General features: G+C 60.8%; 10 protein-coding genes. 5 read left to right on the forward strand and 5 right to left on the reverse strand.

Annotation, left to right across the window (positions count from 1 at the left end):
* Window positions 1-128: 128 nt before the first annotated feature.
* On the reverse strand, window positions 129-1,073 hold the full coding sequence (locus tag CAG02_RS26165) for an alpha/beta hydrolase (protein ID WP_085712041.1): 945 nt from the start codon (window positions 1,071-1,073) through the stop codon (window positions 129-131).
* Between the two features lie 112 nt (window positions 1,074-1,185).
* Entirely contained in the window at window positions 1,186-2,184 is a 999-nt protein-coding gene (locus CAG02_RS26170) for an NAD(P)H-quinone oxidoreductase (RefSeq protein ID WP_085712042.1), read from the reverse strand.
* A gap of 134 nt (window positions 2,185-2,318) precedes the next feature.
* On the opposite strand from CAG02_RS26170, the gene CAG02_RS26175 reads away from it, so the two are divergent.
* A complete protein-coding gene (locus CAG02_RS26175) occupies window positions 2,319-3,194 on the forward strand; it encodes a LysR family transcriptional regulator (RefSeq protein ID WP_085712043.1) in 876 nt (291 codons plus the stop codon).
* Window positions 3,195-3,368: 174 nt separating this feature from the next.
* Entirely contained in the window at window positions 3,369-4,229 is an 861-nt protein-coding gene (locus tag CAG02_RS26180) for a hypothetical protein (RefSeq protein ID WP_139831915.1), read from the forward strand.
* A 53-nt stretch (window positions 4,230-4,282) separates the two neighbouring features.
* Here the strand turns inward: CAG02_RS26180 and CAG02_RS26185 are convergent, their stop codons facing one another.
* Window positions 4,283-5,005, reverse strand: a complete 723-nt coding sequence (locus CAG02_RS26185; protein ID WP_085712045.1) for a pirin family protein — start codon at window positions 5,003-5,005, stop codon at window positions 4,283-4,285.
* Between the two features lie 213 nt (window positions 5,006-5,218).
* Here CAG02_RS26185 and CAG02_RS26190 point away from each other — a divergent pair, with 213 nt between their 5' ends.
* Window positions 5,219-6,169 (forward strand): GlxA family transcriptional regulator, encoded by a 951-nt coding sequence (locus CAG02_RS26190; RefSeq protein ID WP_085712046.1) that lies wholly within the window; start codon window positions 5,219-5,221, stop codon window positions 6,167-6,169.
* 90 nt (window positions 6,170-6,259) lie between these two features.
* On the forward strand, window positions 6,260-7,732 hold the full coding sequence (locus CAG02_RS26195; RefSeq protein WP_085712047.1) for a winged helix-turn-helix domain-containing protein: 1,473 nt from the start codon (window positions 6,260-6,262) through the stop codon (window positions 7,730-7,732).
* Here the strand turns inward: CAG02_RS26195 and CAG02_RS26200 are convergent.
* Complete coding sequence (locus CAG02_RS26200) at window positions 7,694-10,480, reverse strand: winged helix-turn-helix domain-containing protein (protein ID WP_085712048.1); 2,787 nt, start codon at window positions 10,478-10,480, stop codon at window positions 7,694-7,696. The genes CAG02_RS26195 and CAG02_RS26200 overlap by 39 nt on opposite strands.
* Window positions 10,481-10,813: 333 nt before the next feature.
* Here CAG02_RS26200 and CAG02_RS26205 point away from each other — a divergent pair, with 333 nt between their 5' ends.
* On the forward strand, window positions 10,814-11,383 hold the full coding sequence (locus tag CAG02_RS26205) for a flavodoxin family protein (protein ID WP_085712049.1): 570 nt from the start codon (window positions 10,814-10,816) through the stop codon (window positions 11,381-11,383).
* Between the two features lie 7 nt (window positions 11,384-11,390).
* On the opposite strand, the gene CAG02_RS26210 is transcribed toward CAG02_RS26205, so the two are convergent.
* On the reverse strand, window positions 11,391-11,792 hold the full coding sequence (locus CAG02_RS26210; protein ID WP_085712050.1) for a helix-turn-helix domain-containing protein: 402 nt from the start codon (window positions 11,790-11,792) through the stop codon (window positions 11,391-11,393).
* Window positions 11,793-11,942 lie beyond the last annotated feature (150 nt).

The raw sequence follows: 11,942 nt of genomic DNA on the forward strand, positions 1-11,942 counted from the left end.
GAAACGCAGCGCGGCCGGGTGTGCCGAAGCTGCGTCATGGATTGACTCCATCCAGCAAAGCCTTGGATCGAAGGAATGCCAGTCAGTGTGGCAATTATTTACGTCGGGATGACCAATGGTCTCTGTCTTCAGGAGTCGCGCGCGCCTTGCAACAACGTTGCGCCTGCGACGCGTGCGGCAGGTTTGGTTTGCATCAAGGCATCTATCGCCTTGCGATAGTTTTGTCCGCCCAATGCCATGCTGTTGTTGTGCGTCCCGCCGGGCACCAACAGCAATCGCTTGGGTTGGCTGGCGGCCGCGAACAGTTGTTCGCTGAAGCGTGACGGCACAAACGCATCGGCCAGACCGTGCACCACCAGCAACGGCATATGGATGTCGGCAATCTTGTCGATGGAGTCGAACTTCTGCGACAACAACCAGCGGACGGGCAGGGACGTGTTGGCCACCGCCGCAGCGACGTCGGCCAGTGACGTGAAGGTGGACTCGATCACCAGGCCCCGGACCGGCAGCGGCGTATGGTTTCTGGCGGCGTCCCGGCCCAGTTCGGCGGCAAGGTCGATGGCGACGGCACCGCCGAGGGAATGACCATAGATCAGGCGTTTGCCCGGGTCGGGTTGAAGTTGCTGGAAGCGTTCCCAGGCGACCCGTGCATCCTCATAAACAGTGCTTTCTGACGGCAAGTCACCATGACTCTGGCCAAAGCCGCGGTAGTCGATGGCCAGTACCGAATAACCCGCCGCGCGCAGCTGTTCGATGCGGAACAGTTGCCCGGTCAGGTTCCAGCGTACGCCATGCAGGTAAAGGATGGCGGGGGCATTGGCCCGTTCCGCCGGCCACCACCAGGCATGAATGTTCTGCCCGGCCTTGAAGCTTTTGGGCTTCAGATCCAGTTCCTGAACGCTGCCGGGCAAACCGTGATACCAGCCGGCTGTGCCCGGTTCGATGCGAAACAGCAGCTTGCGTTCGGTGTGTTCCAGTACGGCGCAACTCGTCGGCAGGCCGATGATCAGGGCGGCCATGCAAGCGAATGCCAGTCGACGGCGTCGGAGTCGGGTCATGAAGGCAAGGAACATGGACGGTTTCACCACAGCACGGACAAAGAAGGCTTTTTACCAGATGCCTTGGTTCCCGCGTGACAATTTCGACCGTCGCCCGCCAGCAATTTTTACAAAACGATGCTGTGACTCATGCCACGTTGAGCACAATCTTGCCGATGTGATCGCCTGCCTCCATGTGCGCGTGGGCCCGGGCCGCGTCGGTGAGCGGGTAAACCTTGTCGATGATCGGCAGGCAACGCCCGGCGGCCAATACCGGCCAGACATGCTCGCGTAATTGATCGGCGATGGCCGCTTTTTCCGCAGAAGTGCGAGCGCGCAACAAGGAACCGGTGACCACGGCGCGTTTGCCGAGAATGGTCAGCAGGTCGACGTCGTTGGCACGGGCACCGCCAAGGAAACCCAACATCACCACACGGCCATCCATTGCCAGGGCGTCGAGGTTGGCGTTCAGATACGAGCCGCCCATGATGTCGAGGATCACATTGACGCCCTGGCCGTTGGTTTTCTCGGCAATCACGGCCGCGAAATCCTGCTCGCGATAGTTGATCGGCTCACCGCCCAATGCACGGATAGCCTCACATTTGTCGGCGCTGCCGGCGGTGGCGAAGGCTTCGATGCCGAACTCGCGGCACAGCATCAGTGCGGTAGTTCCGATGCCGCTGGTGCCACCGTGAATCAACACGCGCTGGCCACGGCTGGCACCACCGAGACCGAACAGGTTGGCCCATACCGTGAAAAAGGTTTCGGGGATCGCCGCGGCCTTGACCCAATCCATTCCGTCCGGGATCGGCAGAGTCTGGCCCGCCGGAACGGTGCAGTATTCGGCATAACCACCACCATTGGTCAGCGCGCAAACCCTGTCGCCCAGGGCAAAAGTGCTGACACCAGCACCCAGTGCCACGACTTCTCCAGCCACTTCCAGGCCGGGAATCGGGTTCATGCCGGGTCTCATCGGATACTTGCCGGCGCGTTGCAAGGCGTCCGGCCGATTGATGCCGGCAGCGTGCACGCGGATCAGCAGCTCGCCCTGTGCGACTACCGGCAGCGGCACGCGCCGAGGTTGCAGGACGTCGGGAGCACCAGGCTCGGTGATTTCGATGCGGGTCATTTCAGTGGGCAAAGTCATGTCGGTTCCTGTCGTGCTTTGGGGCGTTTGGCACCGTGAAAGGTTCATGACGTCCAGCATATCGGCTATCGTGGCTGCATAAATGCAGCGATTTTGCTTGCTGCTGATGCGATTTTGCATCGTGAGAGGACAACATGAACTGGGATGATGCACGGGTGTTTCTGGCGGTCTGCCGCGAGTCGACATTACGCGGTGCCGCGCGAGTATTGAGGGTAGACCAGGCCACGGTCGGGCGGCGTATTGCGGCACTGGAAAAGTCGCTGAATGCCACGTTGTTCCTGCGGACTTCCGAGGGATATGCACTGACTGCAATGGGCGAAGCCGCCCTCAAGGCAGTCGAGAAAATGGAGCACTCGGCGCTGGAGCTGGAGCGGCAGATCCAGGGCCTGGATGATCGCCTGACCGGAAACGTGCGGGTCAGCACCACCGATTCGCTGGCCATCGACTTCCTGATCCCGGCCATCGCGCGCTTGCATGGGCAACACCCTGACGTGCGTGTGCAACTGGACGCCTCCACGCAGATGCTCAACCTGGCCAAGCGCGAGGCTGACATTGCCGTACGCAACGCCCGACCGGAAAACCCTGACCTGATCGCCCGGCGCCTCGCGCGCTGGCCGGTGGGAGTGTTCGCATCTCAGGCCTATGTGGATGTCCATGGCGTGCCAACGCCAGGCACCGCGTTCGAGGGCCACGATCTGGTGGTCTACCAACCGTACCTGCAAGGCAACAAGGAGATCACCCTGGCAGGCGAGCCTGTGAATTGCGGGCGTATTGTCGCAAGTCTGAACTCCAGCCTGTTGATACGACGCTCGATTGCGGCCGGTCTCGGTGTAGGAGAAATTCCGATATACATGGGAGAACGCGATGGCTTGGTCAGGCTCTGGCCGGGGCGTACGCGACTGCTTCCCTATGAGGTGTGGCTGGTGACCCATGCGGATTTGCGCCATACGGCGCGGGTGAGGGCGGTGATCGAGCAGATTGTCGAGGCGTTTGCGCTGGAAAACGAATAGCTCATTCAGATCGTGTAGGACGGCTACGTAAACCGGCGACATTGCCTACATCCGCGCCAGAATCCGCTGTCTTGTCAGTTTTTTGCCCGAGTTCTATCGTTTTTCAAACCTTGGGCGAGCAGGCAAAGCACTCCAGGGTCATCAATCAGGGAAGTATTGATAAACGTCAGAGGTGTGGAGTTGATTGCAAGGGAATTCAGCCAATTTCAAACAGGTGGCATGGTCGGGCAAACGGACAGTGCGGAATCTATGAACTACATAACGCGAGACGAATTCAGCGCCAGAATCGAGATCATCGAGACCAGAATCGATGCACGGATCGAGTCGATGTCCGCGAAAATCGATGGGTTTCTCATCGAGCAGGCCGAGCGAGACAGGGCACGACTGGAGCAGGAGTGCATCCAGGAAAATGTGCGGCTGGAGCGAGAAAAGGCTCGGCAAGAGGATTGGCGGAAGGACGAGAAGGCTCGGCAAGAGGATTGGCGGAAGCACGAGAAGGCTCGGCAAGAGGATTGGCGGAAGGACGAGAAGGCTCGACAAGCGGAATGGCTGAAGGAAGAGACGGCTCGGCAAGAAGATTGGCTGAAGCGAGAGGAGGCTCAGGAAGAAGTGCGTCTGGCCAGGGAGCGGCATCTGGAGGAGATTCGGCAGGAGAGGGAAAAAGCACGACTGGAAAGAGAAGAAGAATCCAGGAAGGCCTGGCAGGAACGCGAGAAGTCCCAGGAGAAACTCCGTCTGGAGCAAGAAAAGGCTCACCTTGAGCGTGATGCACGTTATGCGTCCATGGCGGCTCGCTCGGACCGGGCTATGGAGCGATTGGACGAGTCAATGAGAATGGTCTCGACAATCAAGGCGAACTACTGGGCAGCGACTACCGTTCATTTTCTGGGGATGGTTGCCATTCTTGTAGGCTCCTACTACGCGAATCAGTCAAATGTGCTTGTGACGATGCAGACCACCCTGGCAATGGTCCAGTCAGTAAGGGAGGCTGGAAATAATGTACCGGCAGTTTCGACAACCTTGTCCGCAGAATGAAAAACGGCCTTCAACGAAGGCCGTTTTTTGTGCGCGATGAAAACCAGACTGCTTCATGGCATTTCCGGCAACTCCTGTGGCCGCAGATCAAACACCAGTACTTCGGCATCCTGGCCATTGCTCAGGGTCAGAGCCTGTTCTTCGCGAACCCGTACGCCATCGCCTTCCTTCAGTTGAACGCCGTTCAGTTCAACACTGCCGCGAGCAACGTGCACGTAGGCATAGCGGTTTGCAGGCAGTTCGAGTGTGGCGCTTTCCTGGCCATCGAACAGTCCGGCATACACCCGTGCATCCTGGCGAACTTTGAGTGAGCCGTGGCTGCCTTCGGGCGAGATGATCAATTGCAGGCGACCGCGTTTTTTCTGTTCGCTGAAGTGCTCCTGTTGATAGCGCGGTTTTGCGCCGCTCACGTCCGGCACGATCCAGATCTGCAGGAAGTGCACAGGCTTGGTCGCCGAGTGGTTGAACTCGCTGTGGGCCACGCCACTGCCGGCGCTCATCAGTTGCACGTCTCCAGGGCGGATGACCGAACCGGTACCGAGGGTGTCCTTGTGTTCCAGCGCGCCTTCGAGCACATAGGAGAAAATCTCCATGTCGCGGTGCGGGTGCTGGCCGAAGCCTTTGCCAGCGGCGACGCGGTCATCGTTGATCACCAGCAGGTCGGAGAAACCCTGCTCACGCGGGTCGCGATAGCTGGCGAAAGAAAAGGTGTGGAACGACTTCAACCAGCCATGATTGGCCAGACCACGGTCGGAAGCTTTGCGAAGGGTCAGCATGATGAAATCTCCTTTCAGGACGTTGATTCGTCCGAGTGAGGAGAAGGTTACTGGTTACTCTGATGTGCAATAAGTAGGTGAAAACTGAAATACTGTCCCCTCAGGGTTGACAGTAATGTGCGTCAGTTCACGCATTCTTTTTCTACGTTTGCGTTGTACTTGGCCATAATGCGGCAACTTATAACCTTTCATTGATTTCAGTGATGTCTGCTCATGAAAACCGTGGCAATGGTGTTGTTTCCCGAGTTTCTACTGCTCGATATGGCCGGGCCGCTGGAAGTGTTTTCAGTTGCCAACCGATACCTGAAGCCGGACGACCACTATCAACTGACGCTCTTGGGGACTGAGCGCGGGCCGCTGCGCGCTTCCAACGGCGTGCTGGTGCATACCGACCGGCATATCGACGAAGCCGGCGAGCGCTATGACCTGCTGCTGGTGCCGGGCGGCCCCGGAGCCTACAACGAAAAATGTCCGCCGTTGCTGGCCTGGCTGCAAGGCGCGGTGGGTCGTGCCGAGCGCTACGGCTCGATTTGCACGGGAGCTTTTGTACTGGGTTACGCTGGATTGCTCGACGGCTACCGCGTGACCACCCACTGGAATTACACAGAGCGTTTGATCAAAGGCTTTCCGAAGGCGGATGTCGCCACCGACCAGATCTTTGTCGAAGACCGCAACCTGATCACCTCTGGTGGCGTCACCGCCGGTATCGATCTGGCGCTGTCGGTGGTAGCCCGCGATCATGGCAAGAAGCTCGCCCAGGACGTGGCCAAAGTGCTGTTGGTGGTGATGAAGCGCCAGGGCGGACAGGCGCAATTCAGTCCGTTGATGGCGGCGGTTTCGCCTCAGGAAACGCCCATCACCCGGGTACAGAATCACGTTCTGGAACACCTTGAAGAAAGCTTCACCATCGAACGCATGGCAGGCCTTGCGAACATGAGCGCTCGCCATTTCGCCCGGGTGTTCGCCCGCGAGGTCAACATGACGCCCATGGAGTTCCTGCAGAGTGCACGCATCGATTGCGCGCGCAATCTGCTGGAAACCAGCGATCTGCCGTTGAAGACCGTCGCCTACAAAAGCGGTTTCGGCAGCGTGCGGCACATGCGTTTTCTGTTCGGCGAAAAACTCGGGCTGACCCCGTCCCAGTACCGCGAACAGTTCAGCTAGAGCGGTTTTGTCCGTTACGGGCATGCGGATGTCCGTGCCGGGCCCCGTGTGGTGGTTGTACCGTCATCGAGGCCTGCCAAGATAACGGACATGAACAGCCTCGACGAATTGAGCTCGGCGTCGGTCCTGCGTTTCGGACCGTACGCGTTCCACTTGCGCCAACGGCTGATCCTCGAAGGGGATCGGCAACTGCGCATGGGCGGTCGTGCGCTGGACATTCTGCAAGTGCTGGTCGAGCGCGCCGGGCGAGTGGTGAGCAAAGAGCAATTGATCGCGCTGGTGTGGCCGGACTCGGTGGTCGAAGAGATCAATCTGCGGGTGCACATCGCGGCGTTGCGCCGGGCCCTCGGCGATGGCGAGAGCGGGCAGCGCTACATCGTCAACGTGCCGCAATGCGGGTACAGCTTCGTTGCGCCGGTGCAGGGTGACAGCGTCGCGCAAGTGGTGTTCGAAAGTCTGCAAGTGCCACAGCATAATCTGCCCGCACGGCTGACCCCTGTTACGGGTCGTGATTCGCTGGTCGGCGGTCTGGTGCGGCAACTGCCGCTGTCCCGACTGATAACGGTGACGGGGCCTGCCGGCGTCGGCAAAAGTACCGTGGCACTGCGCGCAGCCGAACTGCTGCTGCAACATTTTCGTGACGGCGTGTGGCAGGTGGACCTGTCGCTGATCGACGAAGACATCCCGCTTCTCGATCATCTGCTGAAAACCCTCGACATCGATTTCCCCACACTGTCAGCGCGTCACGCCTTGCTGGTGCTGGACAACTGCGAGCACCTGCACGAAGCCTGCCGGAGCCTGCTGCAAACTCTGCTCGACGCCGCGCCCCGTCTGTCGATCCTGGCCACCTGCCGCGAGCCGTTGCGTCTCGGTCTGGAAGTCCTGCAGCCACTGCCGCCCCTGACCGTTCCCAAAGCCTCGGCGCTCAACAGCGTTGACGAGGTCATGGGTTACTCGGCGGTGCAACTGTTTGTCAGTCGCGCCCGTGCGCGTCAGCACGGTTTCCATTTGCGTGAGCAGGATCTGGAAACCGTGCGCGATATCTGTCGACGGCTCGACGGCCTGCCGCTGGCGATCGAACTGGCAGCGGCGCAGATCGATGCACTGGCGTTGGTCGGCATGCAGGCGCAACTGGACCACAGTCTGCAAGTCTTGAGTCACGGCCGCCGGACCGCCGTGCCACGCCATCAGTCAATGTGCGCCGCACTGGACTGGAGCTATCAGCGCTTGAGCAAGCAGGAACAGCGTGTGCTGCAACGCTTGTCGGTGTTCAAGATGGCATTCACCCTGGATGCCGCCATCGGCGTGATCAGTTGCGCTCAACTGCCACCTTCGATGCTGGTGTCAGTAGTTGAACAGCTGGCGGCCAAATCGTTACTGACAACGGATCGATCCAGCGGAACACTGCGCTATCGAATGCTCAACACCACGCGCCGCTATGCCCGCGAACGGCTGGAACAGGGCGGCGAACTGAATGATGTCGAGCGTCGGCACGCGCGCTACCTGGGCCGCACCCGGCCAGCCTCAAGCAGCAGACTGACCGCGCAATTCGTCGAGCAGTAAACGCACCTTGCGCAAGTCCGGGGTGGCGTAGCCTTCGGTGAAGCGCTGGTAGATCGGAGTGAGCAATTCAAGCGCCTCACGATAGCGCGACTGGCGTTGCCACAACCGGGCCAGCGACGTCGCGCTGCGCAGTTCCCAGGCCAAGGCGCCTTGCGTCCGCGCAATCGCAAGGGACTCCTGCAAAGCGCTTTCGACCGTGTGATGACAGGGCGATTCAGCGGCCAGCAATCGCTCGGCCCGGGCCCGTAAAATCTCCGCCGTGCTCCAGCCAGCCGCGCCGCTCTGGGCCCGTTCCAGCAAGGCGTCATCAACGAAACCCGGATCCAGCGTGACCATGATTTCCCTGACCAGACCGCTATCGGCAGGTGGGATGGCGGGGGCTCTATCGGCGTCGATCACCTGCGCATAGTGCCGCGCCCACGTGTAGAACAGCAGCACCGAATGCTTCTGCGCCTGTTCCAGCAACAGTTGCAGCAGCGCGCGGGCGTTCTGCACGTTGCCGTTGTAATGGGCGATCAGGCACGAAGCGAGGGCCAGGGTGTAACAGATCGACGTGCCATGGTTGATCTGCACCGCGATATCCAGTGCCTGCCGTGCCGTGCGCCAGGCCTGCTCGGGAAAACCTTGCAGCCATAACACCCGGGCGAGGACAGTCAGCGAGGCGACGCTCTGATCGTATTGCACGCCGAAACCGTGGGTGAAACGGTTGAGGTGGCCGCTGTGGGCCATGCGCTGGATTACCTGTTCGGCGTGGATCCGCGCCTGATGCTGATCGCCGGCGTAATGCAACGCGAGCACCCGCAAACGATGGGTACTCAAGGACAACTGTGCATCGCCATGCAGGCCGAGGCTTTCGAATTGTTCGCTTTGCTCCAGCGCCATCCGGTAATGGCCGCAACTGAGGTTGACCGCCATGTGTCCCGACACGGCGCGCAATTGGCCGGCCATGTCGTCGTGCTGTTGCGCCAGCCGTCGGGCGCTGACGAAGGCTTCGATGGTTTCCGGTGTACCGCCCCAGGTGTGATAGCAGGCGCTGCCGAGGGCCAGTTTCAAGGCGATTTCCAGCCGCGGGCAAGATTCTACGGAGGACTCCAGCAATTCAAGTGCCCGGCGCACATGCACGCCGTACTCCTTGAGCAGGGACAATTCCTGCCACAACGGCGCCGACGTCGCCGTCAGTCGCACGCCAAGATGACGCGAACCTTCATCGTTCAGTGTCCACTCCAGCGCCGCCCGCAGGTCTTCGAGGCCTCGGGCGTAGCGCTCGATCCAGACGGCGGTCGGCGTGTTCTCCCAATCGGCCTGGGCCTGATGCATCAGCGCCAGGCAGCGTTCGGCATGACGTTCGCGGGTTTCGCCGAGTTCGGTGGCCTGATCGAGTTTTTCCAGGGCATAGCGGCGGGTGGTATCGAGCAGGCGATAGAACACCTCCTCATCGCCGACCTCGACGTTAAGCAGCGATTTGGCGACCAGTTGCGTGATCGAGGCGAACACTTCGCCCGGCTCGATATGCTGGCCGACGATGACCGCCGCCGCAGATTCCAGTGTGAACGCACCACGAAACACACCCAGTCGGCGCAGGCCGGTCTGTTCGCAGCCGTTGAGCAGATTGAAGCTCCAGTCCAGCGTGGCCCGCAGGGTTTCATGTCGACCAAGATGAGTCTGATTGCCGGTCGGCAAGCGCCCCTGAAGCTGACTCAGCAAACCGTCCAGACCAAGGCTCGCCACCTGCGCAGCGGCCAGTTCCAGCGCCAACGGGATGCCATCCAGCCGCCGACAGATTTCGATGATCAAGGGCAGGTCGGCGTTGTCCGGTTCGAAATGCTCGTGTGCGGCCATCGCCCGTTCGACGAACAGTTGCAGCGCGGAAAACCCCATCGCCTGATCACGATCGAGCACCGCAATCGGCGGCGGGCAGTCGAGAGATTCCAGACGTTGTACGTACTCGCCCTCGGCACGCAGGCTTTCGCGGCTGGTGGCCAGAATGTGTACCTGCGGCGCGCCGCGCAGAATACTTTCGCCGAGCAGCGCTACGGCGTCGATCAAGTGCTCGCAGTTGTCGATCACCAGCAGCAGCTGCCGCTCGCGCAAGCTGTTGATCAGACAGGCCATTGGTTCATTGTCGTGCAGTGACAGATCCAGCAGGGCGGCGAGGTGCGAGCAGATAGAGCCCGGATCGTTGAGCGGTGCCAGATCCAGCAGACGAATACCGTCGCGATAGCGGCCGATCAACTGTTCGGCGACGCGCAGGGCCACGGTGGTCTTTCCGATGCCGCCGGGGCCGACCAAGGTGATGCAGCGCTGGCGCGGCAGTTGCGTCATCAGGCTGTCGACTACCGACTGGCGCCCGATCATCCGCGTGCGGCGCAGCGGCAGGTTGTGCCGGCCCGGGTTGGCGGCGGCGGGGCGTTGTTCGATGGATTGCAGCAGGATCGGCGCGACGAAACTGTATCCGCGCTGCGCCACCGTGACGATGTAGCGCTGCCCGGCCTGACCGTCGCCGAGGGCCTTGCGCAGCGCCGCCATGTGCACCCGCAGATTGATGTCTTCCACCACGCTGTCCGGCCAGACCCCGGCGATCAATTGCTGCTTGCTCATCACCTCGCCGGCGTTGGCCAGCAGGATCAGCAGAATATCCATGGCACGCCGACCCAGGCGCAAAGGCTGGTCGCCTTCAAGCACCAGCCGCTGGCCGGGGTGGATCCGATAGGGGCCGAAACTGATGGCCTGATTCGGGGAAAGACTCAACCGCTCACTCCTTGGATCTTTTTTATGATCCTGGTCCGTCGGGGTGAAGAATCCGTGACGGGCAGGGCGGTCAACAACTTGAGGGGCACGCAAGCCGTCTGATCCGCAGTATCCGGGCATATTCCTCATGATCGGTCGTCGACGCAACGTGTACAAAGGGCAATCGCTTGCACACGGGGCGTCGCCTGCTGCAATAACCACTGTATTTAAAGGCCGGAACCTGTGCCCGTTCGCCCGACGGCCGGAAAAAATTAACAACGATTAACTCGTCCGCGCCCGCGCTAGAGCTAAAACTCCAAGGCAATGGAGTGCATACGTCCGGAGGACGCTGCGATGAGCAAGGTAGTGGTGGTCTATCACAGTGGCTACGGGCACACCCGCGTCATGGCCCAGGCTGTGGCCCAAGGTGTGGAGCGCCACGTGGGCAGCACTTGCCTGTTGCTGGCGGTGGAAGACGTGGAAACCCACTGGGATGACCTGCACCTCGCCGACGCCATCATCTTCGGCGCGCCGACCTATATGGGCAGCGCTTCGGCGGCCTTCAAGCAGTTCATGGAGTCCACGGCATCCTTCTACCTCGCCCGGCCGTGGCGCGACAAACTCGCGGCGGGCTTCACCAACTCCGGCAGCCTGTGTGGCGACAAACTCAACACCCTGCTGCAAATGGCGGTGTTTGCGGCCCAGCATTCGATGATCTGGGTCGGGCTCGATCTGTTGCCGGCGCGTGCACGCAAAGGTGTTTTTGACGGCCAGTTGAATCGCCTCGGCAGCTCCCTCGGTGCCATGTCCCAATCCTCGGTCGAGCAACCGCCCGAACAGGCACCTCCGCTGGAAGACCAGTTGACCGCCGCACACCTGGGTGAACGGGTGGCGCGACTGGCTCAGCGAATGGCGCGGGAATGAAAGCGCCTCAGCGGTTTTTCATGACCTGACACCGCCACGCAAACGGATTGATCCCTTCGCTGCGGGTGAAGATGTGGCAGAAGTGTGCCTGATCGCAGAAGCCGCATTCCAGGCTGATCTGCGTGAGGCTGTGGTTGGTGTGCTGGATCAACAGCTTGGCCCGGGCGATCCGCTGGGTGCGAATCCAGTCTTGTGGCGAGAGCCCGGTGCTGCACTTGAACGCCCGGGAAAAGTGACTGCGAGAGAGTGAGCAGGCGCTCGCCAGTTCGGTCACTTCAAGGCTGTCGCCGAGGCGTTCGAGGATGAGTTGTTTCACCAGCCGCTCGCGCTGCGGGCTGAGGCCGCCGGTACTGGTTTTGCGGGGTTCGCTGGCAGGGGCGAGGGCGACGGTTTGCTGTGAGTGAGCCATGGCCAATGTCCGTGTCGAGGGGGGAAGGCACGGTCAGCGCTTTCCCTCAGGTCAATAAAACAACGCTGCGCAGAGGGATTCATTGTTTGGCGAGGGGCGAAAGCTGACGAGTTAAACGTTGTTAATTCCGCCGCCAAAGCTGATTTCGAA

The organism is Pseudomonas sp. R43(2017) (genome assembly GCF_002112345.1).
Classification (GTDB): domain Bacteria; phylum Pseudomonadota; class Gammaproteobacteria; order Pseudomonadales; family Pseudomonadaceae; genus Aquipseudomonas; species Aquipseudomonas kribbensis.